General features: G+C 39.8%; 16 protein-coding genes and 3 pseudogenes. 6 read left to right on the top strand and 13 right to left on the bottom strand.

All coding sequences use genetic code 11. From position 1 onward, the window contains the following. Positions 1 to 153 precede the first annotated feature (153 nt). From GWR21_RS05995 to GWR21_RS31865, 4 genes and pseudogenes are all read left to right on the top strand, one after another. Entirely contained in the window at positions 154 to 360 is a 207-nt protein-coding gene (locus GWR21_RS05995) for a hypothetical protein (protein ID WP_162330853.1), read from the top strand. Then, the gene (locus GWR21_RS05990) at positions 360 to 821 is read left to right on the top strand and encodes a DUF6036 family nucleotidyltransferase (protein ID WP_162330852.1); all 462 of its coding nucleotides are present in this window, start codon (positions 360 to 362) and stop codon (positions 819 to 821) included. The genes GWR21_RS05995 and GWR21_RS05990 overlap by 1 nt, the downstream gene beginning before the upstream one ends. A gap of 305 nt (positions 822 to 1,126) precedes the next feature. Beyond that, positions 1,127 to 3,823: a DEAD/DEAH box helicase gene (locus GWR21_RS05985; RefSeq protein ID WP_202929054.1), complete on the top strand. Its 2,697-nt coding sequence runs from the start codon at positions 1,127 to 1,129 to the stop codon at positions 3,821 to 3,823. Positions 3,824 to 4,112: 289 nt separating this feature from the next. Then, a pseudogene (locus tag GWR21_RS31865) lies at positions 4,113 to 4,325 on the top strand (integrase core domain-containing protein); the annotation flags it as partial. Positions 4,326 to 5,266: 941 nt separating this feature from the next. Here the strand turns inward: GWR21_RS31865 and GWR21_RS05975 are convergent. From GWR21_RS05975 to GWR21_RS31855, 4 genes and pseudogenes are all read right to left on the bottom strand, one after another. Beyond that, positions 5,267 to 6,088 carry a type II CAAX endopeptidase family protein gene (locus GWR21_RS05975; protein ID WP_162330850.1) on the bottom strand — a complete coding sequence of 274 codons (822 nt, stop codon included), beginning with the start codon at positions 6,086 to 6,088 and terminating at the stop codon, positions 5,267 to 5,269. Positions 6,089 to 6,462: 374 nt separating this feature from the next. Beyond that, positions 6,463 to 6,609 (bottom strand): transposase domain-containing protein, encoded by a 147-nt coding sequence (locus GWR21_RS31860; RefSeq protein ID WP_162330849.1) that lies wholly within the window; start codon positions 6,607 to 6,609, stop codon positions 6,463 to 6,465. 68 nt (positions 6,610 to 6,677) lie between these two features. Beyond that, a complete protein-coding gene (locus GWR21_RS31465) occupies positions 6,678 to 7,019 on the bottom strand; it encodes an IS66 family transposase (RefSeq protein WP_262888492.1) in 342 nt (113 codons plus the stop codon). 73 nt (positions 7,020 to 7,092) lie between these two features. After that, positions 7,093 to 7,332, bottom strand: a pseudogene (locus GWR21_RS31855) (transposase domain-containing protein); the annotation flags it as partial. A gap of 135 nt (positions 7,333 to 7,467) precedes the next feature. Between GWR21_RS31855 and GWR21_RS05955 the strand changes: the two are divergent. After that, a complete protein-coding gene (locus GWR21_RS05955; RefSeq protein WP_162330848.1) occupies positions 7,468 to 8,115 on the top strand; it encodes a hypothetical protein in 648 nt (215 codons plus the stop codon). Between the two features lie 196 nt (positions 8,116 to 8,311). On the opposite strand, the gene GWR21_RS05950 is transcribed toward GWR21_RS05955, so the two are convergent. The 7 genes and pseudogenes from GWR21_RS05950 to GWR21_RS05920 all read right to left on the bottom strand — a co-directional run bounded on the left by GWR21_RS05950 (position 8,312) and on the right by GWR21_RS05920 (position 13,836). Further along, positions 8,312 to 8,707 carry a DUF4259 domain-containing protein gene (locus GWR21_RS05950; RefSeq protein WP_162330847.1) on the bottom strand — a complete coding sequence of 132 codons (396 nt, stop codon included), beginning with the start codon at positions 8,705 to 8,707 and terminating at the stop codon, positions 8,312 to 8,314. A gap of 316 nt (positions 8,708 to 9,023) precedes the next feature. Next, positions 9,024 to 9,626: a hypothetical protein gene (locus tag GWR21_RS05945; protein WP_162330846.1), complete on the bottom strand. Its 603-nt coding sequence runs from the start codon at positions 9,624 to 9,626 to the stop codon at positions 9,024 to 9,026. Between the two features lie 387 nt (positions 9,627 to 10,013). After that, positions 10,014 to 11,504, bottom strand: coding sequence for an IS66 family transposase (tnpC, locus tag GWR21_RS05940; RefSeq protein ID WP_162330023.1), 1,491 nt, complete (start codon positions 11,502 to 11,504; stop codon positions 10,014 to 10,016). Positions 11,505 to 11,553: 49 nt separating this feature from the next. After that, positions 11,554 to 11,910: an IS66 family insertion sequence element accessory protein TnpB gene (gene tnpB, locus GWR21_RS05935; RefSeq protein ID WP_262888451.1), complete on the bottom strand. Its 357-nt coding sequence runs from the start codon at positions 11,908 to 11,910 to the stop codon at positions 11,554 to 11,556. Further along, complete coding sequence (gene tnpA, locus GWR21_RS05930) at positions 11,911 to 12,243, bottom strand: IS66 family insertion sequence element accessory protein TnpA (protein ID WP_162330025.1); 333 nt, start codon at positions 12,241 to 12,243, stop codon at positions 11,911 to 11,913. A gap of 141 nt (positions 12,244 to 12,384) precedes the next feature. Next, positions 12,385 to 13,070: pseudogene (locus tag GWR21_RS31320) on the bottom strand (YoaK family protein). 160 nt (positions 13,071 to 13,230) lie between these two features. Beyond that, positions 13,231 to 13,836 carry a methyltransferase domain-containing protein gene (locus GWR21_RS05920; protein ID WP_162330845.1) on the bottom strand — a complete coding sequence of 202 codons (606 nt, stop codon included), beginning with the start codon at positions 13,834 to 13,836 and terminating at the stop codon, positions 13,231 to 13,233. A gap of 198 nt (positions 13,837 to 14,034) precedes the next feature. On the opposite strand from GWR21_RS05920, the gene GWR21_RS05915 reads away from it, so the two are divergent. Continuing rightward, entirely contained in the window at positions 14,035 to 14,742 is a 708-nt protein-coding gene (locus GWR21_RS05915; RefSeq protein ID WP_162330844.1) for a Crp/Fnr family transcriptional regulator, read from the top strand. Positions 14,743 to 14,946: 204 nt separating this feature from the next. Here GWR21_RS05915 and GWR21_RS05910 read toward each other — a convergent pair whose 3' ends face one another. Together GWR21_RS05910 and GWR21_RS05905 are read right to left on the bottom strand one after the other, a co-directional pair. Next, entirely contained in the window at positions 14,947 to 15,615 is a 669-nt protein-coding gene (locus GWR21_RS05910; protein ID WP_162330843.1) for a hypothetical protein, read from the bottom strand. Further along, positions 15,599 to 16,663 (bottom strand): hypothetical protein, encoded by a 1,065-nt coding sequence (locus tag GWR21_RS05905; RefSeq protein ID WP_162330842.1) that lies wholly within the window; start codon positions 16,661 to 16,663, stop codon positions 15,599 to 15,601. The genes GWR21_RS05910 and GWR21_RS05905 overlap by 17 nt, the downstream gene beginning before the upstream one ends. Positions 16,664 to 16,736: the final 73 nt, after the last annotated feature.

Raw genomic sequence — 16,736 nt, 5'->3', positions numbered from 1 at the left:
TTGGTTAGCACCTTTATTGTAAAACCTGGAGTAAGAACCCTTCACTTCAATTTATATCCAGCTAATCCATTAAACATATACGAATTTTACTATACGTCCCTATAGCTTGACATCTTCCTCCATAATTCGTACATTTATTACTTAAATTTATATATGGCTGATTATAAATTCGACAGATCCGCATTCAGAATGATGAGCTTTAAAGAAGCAGATGCTGCAAATGTCTACAATAAAAACATTTCTTATCCAGAGCGTTTACGCCAGGCATATTATCTGATTTCTCAGGCATATGGGTTTTCTATGGCTGACCAGCCGAAATTGGATAGAAGTTATCATTCTAGCAGGAAACTTAATAATTAATGGGCACCATCTTCAACGATGATTTCAGGGATTTTATTCAAGCTATGAATCATCAAAATGTCGAATATATTTTAGTGGGCGGTTATGCTGTCATACTACATGGCTATAGAAGAGTTACGGGTGATATGGATATTTGGGTGAATAGAACAAAAGAAAATTATTCAAAGCTTTCCAAGGCCTTTTCAGAATTTGGTCTTCCTCTATTTGATATGACTGAATCAAAATTTCTTGATGTGGATGTTGCTGATGTTTTTTCTTATGGCCGTCCCCCTGTAAGTATAGATATAATAACGAAATTAAAAGGTGTAGAATTTGACGACGCTTTTTCCCAAGCTCAGATTTTTAATGAGGAAGGTTTAGAAATCAGATTTATACATTTAAATAATCTAATAGAAGCCAAGAAGGCAGCTGGCAGGCATAAAGATTTGGACGATATAGAGAAATTGACAGGTGGCGAATAGGTCGTATTAAATTTCCTGTATTTTACTATAATCAAAACCATTCGGTTCCCAAGTATTCCGATATGAAGTGCTATAAAAGCAATACCTACTTGAACAAAGGGGGCTTCTATGGCAATTTCGCTTCCTTTGTAAATCAATAACTTTTCAAAACCATCCTTTGTTTGCATTCTATCCTGCTCAAACATTGCAACCCATATTTTAAACAATAATTTTATGGGTCAATAATAAGCGCGTAGTTCACTATACAAGCTTAGAAATTCTCATCTTCCGCCGTTCTACAGTTTTAAACTATCAACTAATCTAATGTGATTCCCGATTCTAAAATAAGCCTATTTAGCTCACTCTTTAAAGGTAGGCAAGATGTTTTCGCCTTGCGCTGGGAAAACAGTGGCAAATCTGGTTACATACCGGCTTATCATTTTGATCCTTACCGTTATAAGGTGCACAAAATGAAAGGAGGTACACTTAGTAATTTCCCCGAAAAGACCCATCAACCTTTAACAGAAGCACAGATATACCAACATTTAAACGGAAATCACCTTATAGGCATATATCCACTTTTAACAGACAATACATCCTGGTTCATAGTAGCAGATTTTGACGAAGAAAAATGGATAGATGATAGCCGCAAATTTCTTTCCTTTTGCCGTGAAAAAGGAATTCCTGCTTATCTGGAACGCTCCCGTTCTGGTAATGGTGCACATGTCTGGATTTTCTTTGAACAGCCCTATCCTGCTATAAAGAGTCGGAAAATAATGTTATCACTGCTAACAGAAGCTCGTATCATTTCAACATTTGATAAAAATTCTAGTTTTGACAGACTATTTCCAAATCAGGATATGCTTTCCGGAAAAGCATTGGGTAACCTCATAGCACTACCTTTTCATAAACCGGCTATGGATAGTGGAAATAGTTGCTTCATTATACCCGAAACCATGGAACCATACCCGGACCAATGGCAATTTCTTGAAACGATACATAAGGCACAGGTAGCAATACTTGATAACCTACATGCCGATATAAGCGCTACTACATTGTCAATAAATACAATACCTAGTCAGGGCCTAACTATCACACTAAATAACGTTATCACTATAGACCGAAACAGCCTCCCCATCATTCTAATTAATTATCTGAGAGAGGAATTGAATTTTGCCAACACAGAATTCTTCATCCGGCAGAAGACAGGTAAAAGCACATACGGAAGCAAGCGCTATTTCAGATTCATTGAAGAAACAAATGATCACATTATCATCCCCCGTGGCTTTACCAGAAAGCTCCTTGAGTTTTGCAAAGGCAATAATATTACATACAAATTGGAAGATAGACGTAAGAAATGGTCTCCGCAGCTTTACCGCTTTGAAGCAACGTTGCGAGATTATCAGCAAAATGGTGTTTCCGCTACAGAAAATAAACATTTAGGGGTAATAGTAGCTCCTCCTGGCTCTGGCAAAACTTTAATCGGATTAAAAATAATTGCCAATAAACAGCAGCCGGCACTTATCGTAGTGCATAGAAAGCAACTAATGGAACAATGGGCAGAACGCATTACGACCTTTCTTGGAATTCCCGACCACGAGATAGGAAAAATAGGCCAAGGAAAACATAAACCAGGAAAGTTGGTAACACTGGCAACAATTCAAAGTCTGGCTAAAGCCATAACCAATCAATCTATTAACGATCTTACCAGTTCATTCGGAACTATATTAATTGATGAATGTCACCATATACCAGCCGAAACGTACCACAGTACCATTCAGCAGTTCAATAGTTATTACCAGTACGGGCTTACTGCAACTCCTTTCCGTAAATACAGTGATGGTAAACTCATCTTCATCCATTTAGGTGAAGTTATTGCAGAAATAAACAACCAACAGATAAATAGCTCTACTCAACCAACAATAATTATACGAGAGACAGCTCTGGATGTGCCGTTTAACCCAAAAGTTGACAGGTTTGAAACCTTGTCCAAAATCATTGTACATGATTCGACAAGAAACAATTTGATTCTTAAAGACATAATCAAAGAACTGAATAACAGAAAGCGTGTCGTTGTGCTAACCGAACGTAAAGAACAGATCGATTCATTACATCAATATCTGAAACAATCCTATGAAGTTATTACCTTAAGTGGAGATGATAGTGCTACCAGCCGTGATTCTAAATGGATGCTATTAAAATCTGGGAATTATCAGGTATTGATTACCACAGGCCAGTTTTTTGGAGAAGGAACAGATTTGGATAACGCCACCTGCCTTTTTCTTGTTTATCCATTCTCATTTGAAGGAAAACTCATTCAATATATTGGTCGGGTGCAACGATCAGAAATAACACCTGTAATCTATGATTACCGCGATATCAGGATTGATTATTTGAACAAGCTGTTCTTAAAACGAAATACCTATTACAGAAAGCTATTTCGTCAGAGATCATTGTTTGATGATCCGGTCGACGAAATTGCTCCAGTAATCACAAGTGACACACTTACCATAGAAAAAGAAATTAAAGTACCTCTGGAATCCCTTGAATTCAAATACGGCGCAATAGGTTTTACGTATATCTATAAGGACCCTAACGAAAAACTTGAATTTGAAATAGCGCATGACGATATCAGACCAGAGTTTGAAGTGCTGAAGCCCTATTTTGTTAAAGTACTGAAGACCCGAAATATAACTGTTTCTATATATGCGGAACTGGAAAACGGAACGCTAGTATCTCAATCAGCGGACTCCGTCGATGTAAAGAGAATCAATAAAGAAATCATTGATGGTGTACGATTCAGATTTGTTACAAAAGCAATCCTCAATAAATCATCTTCACATGAACGAAATATATTGGATATAACCCAGCTACAAGCCGGACAACCGCTTTATCAATCCGGAGAAGAGTTGATTACAGATATATTGAAGAATACCAAATTTAAGCATCATCAACAACTCCGCTACCTGGCCATTTTAAATTTATGCTTGTCAATAATTCATAGGTTCTACCACTATTATTGACACATAATTGACACATAATTGACACACAGAATGACACACAAAATTTGTGGTACTTCTCTAGCAATTCCGCACCCGAAATTCCCTGAAGAACATCATCTTATCATCGTACCTTCAGGATTTACAGCTATCTGCAATGATTATAGTAAAGTATGCCTCCGGGCAGTTAGAAAAAGAAAACGCCTAAGTTCTCTAACTTTCATGATCAATAATAGATCACAATGAGAACTAAGAAATCACAAGTCAATAAGGAGGAGTACATGTTTTCCCTTTTACCTCTGCGGTATTAAAGGCCGAGATCAAAATCAGTATGGATGGTGTTGGGAGAGCCACAGATAATATTTGCATCGAGCGATTTTGGCGTAGCATCAAATATAAGAACATCTATCTCAATGCTTACGACAGCACACTGGAATTATACAAAGGTATTCACAGGTATGTGGAATTCTATAATTGGGAACGAAAACATCAAGGTCTGGGATATGTTACTCCTGCTGATGTTTATGGCGCTATTGATAAGTTATCCACATATTCACAGCAATTCACAAAGAGAAAAAAAGTAGCAAAAAAAGAGAAAGTTTATAATAGTAGTAATAGATTTGATTCTTTAATTAATAACCCACCTATTGCTGTCTAACAAATGGGGAGTACCTAAGGGCAAGGGTGCGAAGCTCATGGTTATTACTGACGCTAATAGTCTTCCACTCTCCGTGCACACGTCTTCTGCTAGCCCTCATGAAGTCACCCTTGTCGAAGCTACCATCGATCAAACTTACACGGTGGGACGACCCGGAAGACTTATCGGGGATCTTGCCTAATGACAGTGATCCGCTCGATCAAAGGCTCGCGTTGAAAGTTGTTGAATTGATTGCTCCTCATAAAAATAATAGAATTAAACCTTCGACTCAGGATGGACGTCAACTTAGCGAAGATGGAAAACTGAACGTTTCTTTGCCTGGCAGAATGCTTTCAAGCGTGTAATAACATGATATGATAGATGCGTGAACGGTTTCAGGCTTTTGTTCATCTTGCTTTCGCTTATATTATATTAAGAAGGCTTACAGCCTATTTATGAAATAAGCTCTAATTATTGCAGCGTTTTTTGGGTCAAAAAAAAGACAGGGATAAAACCAACCGATTCTGATACATTTAAAGGGCTATCGTAAAAGTCCAATGGTGTTCCTATTGTCCAATATAGCATTTTATGAGTCTGTGCGGTGTCTTTAAAAAGCGGTTGACATTTACAGACAGGGCATTATCATCAGAATGGGTCATTAATACCGGTTGCCTGATGGAAGTTGCTATCCTGTTGCGGAAATCTTCTAAGTTAAGGAGGCGAACTTTCGTTGTTCCCTCCAGGGGGCCTGCGTTTTAAAGGAAGAGCTGGAATAAATATTTAATGTTTTTGTATAATTTAAACCATATTTAATAAATTAACCAATTTGGTTAACTGGTATAGCCCGCCGTTTTTTTGATTCTTTCCGTACGGGCGAGGTGGCGAGGCTTGAAAATAAAAATGGTTGCAATCCCCCAAATGGTGATGAGTACTCCCATATAGTTAATGATATTTTTATTTGTAAAATCAGCCAGGAAAGCTATGTCTACTGTGCTATGAAAGACGGCACAAACCAAAATGCTTGCTTTGGAGGAATTGTATAGCCAGGTGAGTAAAATACTACCCGTAAGGAGACTAAACAACCAGCCGAAAGTGCCGCTAATGCCGATGTCCAGGAAGCCGGGGCGATACAGGAATAGCGGCAAGTGCCACAAAGCCCAGAATACCGTCAGAATAAGGCTTGCAGTCAGTGCACTGAACCTGCTTTGGAGTTGAGGCAGGGCAAAACCACGCCAACCTGCTTCTTCACCAAAACCGAAGAAAAACAGGTTGTAAAGGAAGAATTGCGGGAAACTGAAAGACGGAAACTCCCTGGCCACGAATAAACCTGATAAACAAAACGGAGTTTTATGGAGAATACAGTCAATCAGTGACGCCATGATAGCCAGCAGAAAGGGGCTTAGCAAGGCTACCAGGAGGTACGTTAAGGGTTTAAATCTAAATAGTTGTGTACTTAACCTTTTGATACCATTTTTCTTTTCAATGATATAGGTGGTAATAAACGACGCTATTATTGGACCTGATCCGCCAATGCCGTGATTAAAAGGAAGTACGGGTAAACCCAAAATACCGAAAGCAGGACTATATAGCGGGAACCAGATAGTCCAACTAATGAGATATGCCAGGGAAAAATAAATGATCAATGGTTTCATTCTTTTGCTGTTGTGCTTTTATCCCGTTTAACTTCGGCACAGTTAAAAGGGATTGCAGGTTTTTGGGAGCTTGCTACGTTCTGCGGGATGGTGCATGAACACTTACATCATGTTGTAAAAGAAAGGAATTTTTTTGAAAGTCAGGGTTACTAATTTTTCAAAGGCCTTTTAATTTTAACTGCATTACGGGTGGGGATTTATATACAGTAAGGCACTGGTGTTTATTCTTTTTACCCAAATTTGAATTTGTGCCACATCCTGTGCACAATTGCCATATCCATATAAAATATTTTTTATACGAAAGGTTAAGAACATTGAGATTGCTATGGGTAAGTATCCGGTAGACAGCACCTATTTAATGACTTTGGAGAGCGTTACTTTTGCTTCGTGATCCAGATATGAGGTAGGAGCTCTTTGATTCTGTTGATAGGATGGTCGTTAATGACCGTTAAAACGTCCTTTAGCCAAAGGCTGGGATTAATGTTATGTAGTTTACAGGTTCCGATCAGGCTGTAGAGCATTGCAATTCGCTTTGCTGATTCATGGCTCCCGGCAAAGAGGTAATTCTTTCGGCCTATAACAGTCGCTCTTATAGATCTCTAGCCGCGTTATTATCTGGATGTAGCTTTCCATCATACACGAAGGCACAGAGTTTATCCCAGCGTTTTATACTATAGGCAAGGGCTTTTCCTATCGGGCTTTGTGGAAGTACCTGCTTGTATTGGTCTTCCATCCAGCTTCTTAATTTCTTCAGTATAGGTAAGGAGTGCTTCTGTCTTGAAGCTGCTCGTTTTTCATTGTCGTGATTTAACGCCCGGCTATCGCGTTCAATCTGATAGACGAGCTGTAACTGTTCCAATACATATTCTGCTCTTTCCCGGTCGCTGTAAATAGCGTCAGAGAAGTACCTTCTTGCATGAGCAAATTTCAGCGGGTTTGTATTCCAGCACTTAAGTTTCGTAAGTATCCGGTAGACAGCACCTATGTAATGATTTTGGAGAGCGTTACTTTTGCTTCGTGATCCAGATATGAGGTAGGAGCTCTTTGATTCTGTTGACGGGATGGTCGTTAATGACCATTAAAACGTCCTTTAGCCAAAGGCTGGGATTAATGTTATGTAGTTTACAGGTTCCGATCAGGCTGTAGAGCATTGCAATTCGCTTTGCTGATTCATGGCTCCCGGCAAAGAGGTAATTCTTTCCGCCTATAACGGTCGCTCTCATAGATCTCTCAGCCGCGTTATTATCTGGATGTAGCTTTCAATCATACATGAAGGTTCGGTTCCCGGAATGTTATTGTATCAAACAACTCGTTCACATACAAATGTTCCTCATGCGCAAACACGGATTTATACTAACTTAGCCGAAGTATTATCCCGTATGAATTATATTGAAGAAATAAGAGCTCGTCTTAAAGAAACTTTTGATCAAAGAATAAAGGAAGTCGATGGTGAAACGTTTATCTCTCCATCAGGGAATTTCAGATTAGAAGCAAACGAGTTGTACGATCAGAAGTATGCCATAACGAGAGCGCAGATTTACCAGCAATCAACCAATAGAAAAATATTTGACTTCCTGGTTAACGAAGACAGAATCCTTTACTCTTGGCTGGAAACAAACAACACAGAATACATGGTCTGCGCAGAAGATCTGTTTGGAGGACAAACCGTCATCGACCTGACTAATAAAAAGATGGCAAGCTATTCTCCCAAAACGGACGGTTACATCTGGACAGATTTTCATTTGTCGCCTAACGGAAACCTATTAGCCACAAAAGGGTGTATCTGGGGAGGGCCATACTTTATGAGAATATTTGACTTTACAAATCCTTTGATACTGCCATTGCCGGAAGTAAAGGAAATTGACCTTTTGGACAATGACGAAGAGATTATTCGCTGGATTGATAATGAAACGCTGCAGATGAAAGGGTTTCAAAGAGAATATGAACGTGAATATAACGATAAAGGCTGGATGAGCGTTAAACCATTAAGGGAAACTCCCATCGAACGCGCTGTCAGTATACGTTAAGACTTTTACATCATTGTAATAGTTAACTTTGCCTGTAACATAGTTAAAAGCGGAAAGTAATTTACTGAAAATCAAGCATAGGCGGATTGTAAATGCTCCGCTACTAGGCACTCGACATCCTATAATTTAAACATGGCCTGGGTCGCTAGATGATCGACTGTCAGGCCAAATTCGTAACATCATGCTTGAAATAGTGTTAGCGTAGTAACCTACTCTTCAAAGCACTTACTTCTTCCTCCCATTCTTCATCTCCTTCCCACAATTCTTTCAATTCGGACTGTTTAATAATTCCACTTACAGCAATTACTGCAAGCTCTCTTAGATTCATTGGTACAGGTTGAGATTTCAGCAATTCAATAACTTCTGCAAGGTTGTGACTAACTTCCTCATAATCCAGAGGAATTTTCCCATCCAATATGCAAATAACCTCTGCAGCAGCAATAGCGCACATATTTAATCCCGCGTCATTCGGATTGTCAATAGAACCCTGTAGTGTGACTGTTAGGAAATCGAAATTAGGTTGTTCTGAAAAATCAATCACCCAATCACCCGCATCATCATTTCCAAAGCTACCGTTAGCCCATGTACCCATATATAATAGTGTTAAATGTATAACGAGTAGCGAATATAAGGCCTTATTAAAAATTACACCGCATTTTTAATGCCCAACTAACCTTACTACCAGGAAAGCATAAATGATGGACTATTATTGTTATAGAAATAATTTTCCAATAATCACTCCCAATTGGTTCGAGAATGATTCGCTACTGGGCACCAAAACAGAACATCCGCTCTAGTAGCGGATGTTCTTTCTTACGTATATTCCTGGGTCATCTATAATCTATTCATTATCAAAATACAAGGAGTTCGATACGACGGTTCAAGTTAATTTCTTGTGTTCTACTGCTTTACTTTTCGTATATGCTAACTAAAACTTGTTCTAGCTGGTCTAGCTTATTGACTTTACGTAAAAGCAAAAATATTTTTACAGATATGATTGTGTAGAAACATTGTACAACAATAAATACAATCGATGCCACGCTATAAATAGGCGGTATATTTGCCATTCGACTCAACATGTCATCGACAGCAGTATACGGCAACGGGAGCATTCCATCGGGTGGAGTAGGCGCTTCACGTAATCCAGGAATTGCTTTTATGTGGACAATAGCAGCGGCCATTAAGCTATAAGCCAGTAAGGCATTAAACAAGATAAGCCAGATCTTGAGTCTCATCGCATAATGCTTCTTTTCGGGATATGCATAACCCCAAATAAAAAGCAGAATGGTTAATGTCATCAACAGGCATATAGAACCTAAAACCTGGTAAGTATCTCCATCCGTAATAGCTATCTTACCCCATATCCAAACAGGAAACAGCATATAAAAAAAGTCTGGCAATTTCAATATTGGGCTAATGGTGTAAAAACCTAATCCAACAAAAAGCATACTAGCCAGAACAATGCTGTACGTAGATATTTTTCTCCTGAGGGCATGCGGAACTGTACTCATAAGCCCCAATATATAGTAAATTTCATAAATAAGTTTGCATTAGGGTTTCTTTCTATGTTTTTATTTTTACGAGTGCACTTAGTATCCATGAGCGCTATGCAATCCAGCTAGTCACCTGTAAGAACGTTTTTAAATAACTATGGTCCCATTGTCTTCGGTACAACTTTAAAGAATTAAAAAGGTGCAATCAATTTGCTAGTAACAACATCAGTTGGTTCAATAATTTACTGCTACTGGGTACGTAAAATAGGAAATCCGCTCTAGTAGCGAATTTCCTATTTTATAGTAATCCAAGATCTTGGATAAATCAGTTATAATCAATCTGAAAACGGTTTGATCCATGTAAGTATCCGGTAGACAGCACCTATGTAATGATTTTGGAGAGCGTTACTTTTGCTTCGTGATCCAGATATGAGGTAGGAGCTCTTTGATTCTGTTGATGGGATGGTCGTTAATGACCATTAAAACGTCCTTTAGCCAAAGGCTGGGATTAATGTTATGTAGTTTACAGGTTCCGATCAGGCTGTAGAGCATTGCAATTCGCTTTGCTGATTCATGGCTCCCGGCAAAGAGGTAATTCTTTCGGCCTATAACAGTCGCTCTTATAGATCTCTCAGCCGCGTTATTATCTGGATGTAGCTTTCCATCATACACGAAGGCACAGAGTTTATCCCAGCGTTTTATACTATAGGCAAGGGCTTTTCCTATCGGGCTTTGTGGAAGTACCTGCTTGTATTGGTCTTCCATCCAGCTTCCTAATTTCTTCAGTATAGGTAAGGAGTGCTTCTGTCTTGAAGCTGCTCGTTTTTCATTGTCGTGATTTAACGCCCTGCTATCGCGTTCAATCTGATAGACGAGCTGTAACTGTTCCAATACATATTCTGCTCTTTCTCGGTCGCTGTAAATAGCGTCAGAGAAGTACCTTCTTGCATGAGCAAGACAGTGGATCAATGTTATATTATTGGTGTCAACGATGCTATTATATGCAGAGTAAGCGTCTGTTTGCAGCGTACCATAAAAATCTTTCAGCATTTCTGCGGGTCCTTCTCGGCCACGCCCGGGTTGATAATCAAAGACAAGCAGCTTGTTAATACTATCCTGATAGAGCCAGTAATACCCCCGATGAGTGCTCCCTTTCTTATCCTTGTCGAGCACTGGTACCGATGTCTCATCAGCCTGCAAATAGTCAGCGTTGAGTACTTCTGTTACCAGCGCTCTGTATATAGGAGTAATTAACGCAGCTGTCTTAGCAAAACCATCACTCAGCGTTGAGTATGGTAGCTTTATGCCATCTCTTTCCAGACGTTGTTGCTGGCGATGCACGGGGAGATGATCGCAGATCTTCTCAACAACCAGTTGAGCCAGTAAGCCTGGCCCCATCATCGATTTTGCAACTGGTAATGTTGGCAAAGGTCCAACAATAATTTTTGACGACGTCTCATCCGCAGATGGGAGAAGGTACTTGTTACGGATGTAACGGACTACATAAATTTCAGCGGGTTTGTATTCCAGCACTTCAGTTTCAGTGGTGCCAATATGTTTACTACCAGCTGGTATATGGTCTGGATCTATAATTACATCTTCTCTTCGTAAGTGAGATGGTATGGTATGACGGCTATCTCTGGCTTGAGTCGCATCTTGTTTTACAACTTTCACATAAGTCACCTTCTTTGCATCTAACACGTTGCAAACAGCAGCAGATTGTTCTGTTGGAATATCGAGTGCCAGTTGATTCTTATCTGCGGGAATAAATCGCTCCTGACGAACTCCGAAAATCATCTTCTTGAGCTGATTCAATTCATGCTGCAGCTGCTCAACCTTGTTGATGGCAGACTCATAGAGCTGTTTGTAATCATTATCTTCTGCTGACGTACTCATTGCAATTGCAATGTTATCACATGTAAATCAATTATTTGTTAGCGCGATGTTAATGATCGGCAGATTGTCGAAAATACCGCCTGCGGTACTGGACTTTATCCATCTGAATGCCTTGCAGAATAAGCATCAATTGTGTAGAAGTAAGCGAAGACTGTACCCCACCTGGTTTGGGAATCTCAAATGTTCCCTTCTCAAGCCGCTTGTAATAAATCGCAAATCCATCTTGCTGCCATTGAAGTAGCTTGATATGTGTAGCTCTGCGGTTAAAGAAAATATAGACATCCCCGGTTAAAGGATCCAAATGCATCTGTTGATTGACAATAGCCGCCAGTTTGTAAAAGCTACTACTTATCATGATTGGCTGAGTATACAGAAAATACCTGCATGAGGACGAGAGTGCCAGCATTTATTTACTGTTTAGTAGCTCTTTTAGCATGTCTGTATTGACCGCCGAATGAAAAATTATCCTGTTACCTGATAAAGATATCACCTCCGCGAATGGAAGTGCAATATCTGGTATACTCGCCTTAGAAGGTGTCAGCTGAATGAAATGTTTTCGTCTGGGAACTTTTGCAGGAGTGGCAAACTGCTTCCTCCAGTTCTTGAGCATGGAGACCGTGATTCCATGATTATCACAAAACACTTGCATCTTTACGTTTGACTGGCTCCATTGCATCGCGATATTCTTCTTCTCCGATATTGTAAATGAACGTATCGTGGAATTATTGGATGATTGCATACAGGGCATATTTAAACCACGCAAACATAAACCCTCAGACTTACATGCCGAAGATGCTGTCTACCGGAACCTTACTGATCCATGATGCTAATTTTCGTCTTCAATGTTTATGGAGGCACTGAAAATAAAAAGAGAATGAGGTTATCCTTTTTTTTTGAGTTTAGATATCAGGCGCCTGGAATTAACCCTTAAAAAATCATAGTATAAGGCGATTAATAAAATACCTGTCGCTATATAAAAACTATGATACTGAAATTTTACAAAGGAAAACCCACCGAGGATGCTGCCCATGAGAAAGAATAAGATAATGATAAATCTCAAAAATATATTTTGTCGAAGCAATATATCTTTCTCAGGGTACTTCAGCAATGCTGCAGATAGATCAATACCCAGTCTGTAAACATTCCCGTAAGATGTGTAGTTCTTACAACAGCACCGGATATGACTGACACCAATGCATTCTGCATCCCCATCGCAAATAAAAGCCCGCCTGCAAAATATTCTGTCATAACAATAGTGTGATCAAATGTATGTCCAAAATATCCAACAAAGCAGAGGATAACTATTTCTATTAAAATTGGTATTATATACGATTCCCGTTTATCCCGACCAACCCTTGAGACGTGAAGGCTGGAAAAAAAAGCACCCGACAAAAACAAAAGCAACCAGATACCGATCATGCGTACAGCACGAAAATCACCTTCTGTAAACTTCAGCGCCACTAGAGCCGCGTGTCCGGTCATATTGGTGGTAAGTACAAAAAAGCCCAGAAAGCCTGATGCATTCACAAATCCGGCTGTTGTGCAAAGTAATATTGCCAGACGCATATTTTGCCGAAAACTTCGTTTCTTTCCCCGGTATCTGAACATCCAATCTATATTTTTGCCATAAATGACGATCACCATCCTTCATCAGATCCTCTGGCATCCTTGTTTTTAACGATTATTTCAATACCTGCATTTTGTATGCTCTGAGAGGGTAGTTCATTTATCTATACTTAATCCAGCAATTAAATAACATATCAACATCACTCTCCACTAAACGATATGCCGCAGGAATACGCTCATAGGAGCTTTGATAGGTGACAAGGCGGGTACCTTGTGGTCTTTGTTTAAGAACTCCATATAAATAGTCGGTATAATAATAGTACAAGCTTTCAGAATGATCAATATGATTATCAATATACAGGCTCTCATCAATTAGATTTTCATAAAACGAGTTGTAATAATAAAAATGATCAAATGCTGAATAATCCAGCTGTGTAAAGTTTGCGTGAATGAAAGTAACATTCGCAACTGACAATTGTTGTTGAACCTGATTAGCTATACCTACAAGACTTCCCCTTTGCTCCACTCCATAAAAATTGCAATCAGGGTGATGATAGCCTGCACTCAGGCAGAACTTACCGACACCGGATCCAATATCCAGAATTTTTGCGCCTGGGGTCGCGGCTAGAAATCTGCCGGCTCTTTTAGCTATTTCAATCGACGTCCAATGCAATCTCGACAGGCTACGTATATCATCCGGGTACAATTCATCAAAATTATTATTATTCGAGAAGACTTCTTTCAATGTTGTTTTATCTGTAATCATAATAGTTTGCGATACGTTGACACCAGGGAAGGCTTACATGTAAATTGATCCAATTGTGCTCTTTGGCATAGTAAAGTTCGCCTGTGTAGTTCCCAATATTCCTCCTGCAAAACTATCGACTTAAAGTTTCATTAACTTTGCAAGTAATCAACTTAAAAGTTGATAAAAATCAATTTTCAATATTAGACTTTTGTTGATATGAGCTTAAAAGGTATCTTCCCGATAGATAAATGGATTTTCCGTTCCAGGTCAATACTGGAAAGCTTAACTGCAGAAGAAACAGAAAGGTTTTTATCAGCTACCGTGGAGCAATGTTACCGGAGAGGGCAGATCATCTTCAGAGAAGACAGTCCCGCTTTTGGTATTTACTATATAAAAGAAGGGAAAATCAAAAAATATAAGCAGGACAGGAACGGCAATGAGCATATAATATATGTGGCCAATGCCGGAGAATTTATCGGATATCACGCCGTATTATCAGATAACCATTATCCGGACTCTGCTGCTGCTCTCGAAGACTGTATCATTACCCTTATTCCGAGAGACACTTTTCTTTTAGCAATAGAATCCTCACCAAATTTATCCAGGCACCTGTTAGAAGCACTCAGTCATGAATACAGCGTACTTGCGAACAATCTGTCGATCGTAGCAAGGCACTCTGCGAAGGAGCGCTTAGCAATATCCCTGGTTGTTTTGAGAGAAAAATACAAATCGTCTGAAAATGATACGGGGGATATCTGCATCACTGTTTCACGGAAAGACCTTGCCAATCTGGCTGCCACCACTGAAGAGAACGTAGTGCGGATGTTAAAAGACCTTAAAAAAGAAAAAATTATAAGTACAATAGGCAGGAAAATTATAATCGATGATGTAAAGTCATTGATAAAAATGACGAACTACCAATAACTCACGCCATATAACACTCCTGCGGTAACTGTGCATAGGAGTGGGAGTCATTTGCCAGCACATACCTCCAGCTGTATAAACCTCTTTGTTTCTCAATTTGAATATGCATAAGCTGTTTTCTGACCATTTGCAGCGTGGAAGGTGTTACCTTCTCTATATTTTAGAAACATCTTTTTTGTGAACATCAACTTGATGGAACCAGGACTATTGTGCCACAGGCTGGCGCTGTTCCGCCTCCATGTTAAAAATAGAATTCGGATATTTCTTCATGAACTTTTCCGGCGTCATACCCCGGTCGTGGTTTTGTGCATCCACCTCCGCCTGTGTAATCATGCCTTGCGCAACCTGCATTTCAAAACACAGCCGATAAAGGGTGCTGATAAACCCATCCAGCGTGGGGCCGTTTTTAAAGTAAACGTCGACGTGTTCTGTTTTTATACTTGACACTACTTTTCCGTCTTCGATATCACGGATAATTGGCGATGCACCTTTTGCTAAATGTATCCTGACGATAATTACCTCATCGCTCATTCCGTGCCGGGTCACACCTTTCACTTTTGCCATGTTGATGCTATCCGTCAGGAAGAGTACCTCCTTCCCTCCGTATTTAGCGTATACGGCATGAGTAGCCAGTTGGTTATAAAAAGCTATCTTGAAACTGGTTTCAGGATAACTGAATTCATATTTTGAACCGTGAATAGTATAGGAGATATTATTGCCATCCATCTGGTAGCTGCTTAGCGCTTTTGTATAGTGATCCGCACGCTCGTAAGCTAACTTTTGCGCTTTTACAGAAAAGATATTAATGAACAGTATTATCGGAACGAGAAGATATTTCAAGGTATCACTTTTTAGTTTACTTACTAATTTCATCGGCTTCCAGTTTGCCCTCTTTGGTAATGTAGTATATCATACTGACATCATAGCCGGTAATCACTTCAAAAAAAGCATCATAAGTAGATTTATCGCGGAGCTTCTTTTTATCCATATAAGTGCCATTCACCACCCAGCCTACCTGAACATGCCTTCGATTAGCCGGCTTAAACGGCTGCAGTTCATACCGCCGTTTGGTTTTGTAATTATATATTGCACCGTTAGGAAAGTCATAAGAAGCATGGGGGGCCGGACCACGTCCAAAATACTTTCCTTCCAGCAATATAAAATAGTCCCCGGAAAAGTGAACGATCGTGGAGATATTGTTATCATTCAGTAACCGCTTTCCGGTAGCGTCTACCAGATCGGAAATTACATGATTGTCTACTGTTTCGTTTAATACGGCGATGCCGATACCTGGTGGAAATTTGTCACGGTTTTCCGGATCCAGACCAGGTCTTCTTGCACCAATGCAAGCTTTGAACGCATCATTGTCCAGGATTTTCTTGTTGTTAAGCACGAAGTAATTAATGTCGGTGTACAATTTATAAACCCTGTTATTGCGCTCACCCTGGTTAATGTCAAAAATCATAGAAGACACTAAATGATTGTCTGTTTCGGCGTCGTCATACAGGCAACCTGTAACCATTCCGTTCGTTGTAACGGCTGCCTTCTTTGTGGGAGTTACCGTATTTGCTTTATTGGCGGGCATTGTTACCGCGAGTTCCGTAACGCCCTTATCCGCAGCCCTTTTGTTTTTAAGTGCTGTTTCCTGCGCCTGTTTTTCCGCCAGGGCCATCGCGGCGTGTTCAGCAGCCTTCACGTCCGCGCGGCGCTTGTCTTCCGCCTTTCGGGCAGCAGCTTCTTTTGCATCCTCTGCATCACACGCAGGACATTGTGTATGACCTTCTGCATACACATTTTTATTCCGCAGGCTGTTTTTGGCATATCTGCAAAAGGACCCCGTCTTAGCAACGTGAGATTGAGCCGAAATATCGGCTATCATAGACAGCAGCAGCGCCGCAAGAAGGTACAAGCTTTTTATCATAGGTGGTATTATACCCTAATATAGGGTATTTGCCCATGCTAAATGCGAAAAAGCCAAAGTAGATCGTCCTGGT

This window comes from Chitinophaga agri, assembly GCF_010093065.1.
GTDB lineage: Bacteria > Bacteroidota > Bacteroidia > Chitinophagales > Chitinophagaceae > Chitinophaga > Chitinophaga agri.
The sequence above is the reverse complement of the archived record's forward strand: the minus strand, read 5'-3'. Positions and strand labels throughout refer to the sequence as shown.

Coding starts and splice junctions, on each gene's coding strand:
- GWR21_RS05995 (WP_162330853.1), top strand. CDS start 154: ATGGCTGATTATAAATTCGACAGATCCGCATTCAGAATGATGAGCTTT.
- GWR21_RS05990 (WP_162330852.1), top strand. CDS start 360: ATGGGCACCATCTTCAACGATGATTTCAGGGATTTTATTCAAGCTATG.
- GWR21_RS05975 (WP_162330850.1), bottom strand. CDS start 6,088: ATGAAACCATTGATCATTTATTTTTCCCTGGCATATCTCATTAGTTGG.
- GWR21_RS31860 (WP_162330849.1), bottom strand. CDS start 6,609: ATGCTCTACAGCCTGATCGGAACCTGTAAACTACATAACATTAATCCC.
- GWR21_RS05955 (WP_162330848.1), top strand. CDS start 7,468: ATGAATTATATTGAAGAAATAAGAGCTCGTCTTAAAGAAACTTTTGAT.
- GWR21_RS05950 (WP_162330847.1), bottom strand. CDS start 8,707: ATGGGTACATGGGCTAACGGTAGCTTTGGAAATGATGATGCGGGTGAT.
- GWR21_RS05945 (WP_162330846.1), bottom strand. CDS start 9,626: ATGAGTACAGTTCCGCATGCCCTCAGGAGAAAAATATCTACGTACAGC.
- tnpC (WP_162330023.1), bottom strand. CDS start 11,504: ATGAGTACGTCAGCAGAAGATAATGATTACAAACAGCTCTATGAGTCT.
- tnpB (WP_262888451.1), bottom strand. CDS start 11,910: ATGCTGGCACTCTCGTCCTCATGCAGGTATTTTCTGTATACTCAGCCA.
- tnpA (WP_162330025.1), bottom strand. CDS start 12,243: ATGCAATCATCCAATAATTCCACGATACGTTCATTTACAATATCGGAG.
- GWR21_RS05920 (WP_162330845.1), bottom strand. CDS start 13,836: ATGATTACAGATAAAACAACATTGAAAGAAGTCTTCTCGAATAATAAT.
- GWR21_RS05915 (WP_162330844.1), top strand. CDS start 14,035: ATGAGCTTAAAAGGTATCTTCCCGATAGATAAATGGATTTTCCGTTCC.
- GWR21_RS05910 (WP_162330843.1), bottom strand. CDS start 15,615: ATGAAATTAGTAAGTAAACTAAAAAGTGATACCTTGAAATATCTTCTC.
- GWR21_RS05905 (WP_162330842.1), bottom strand. CDS start 16,663: ATGATAAAAAGCTTGTACCTTCTTGCGGCGCTGCTGCTGTCTATGATA.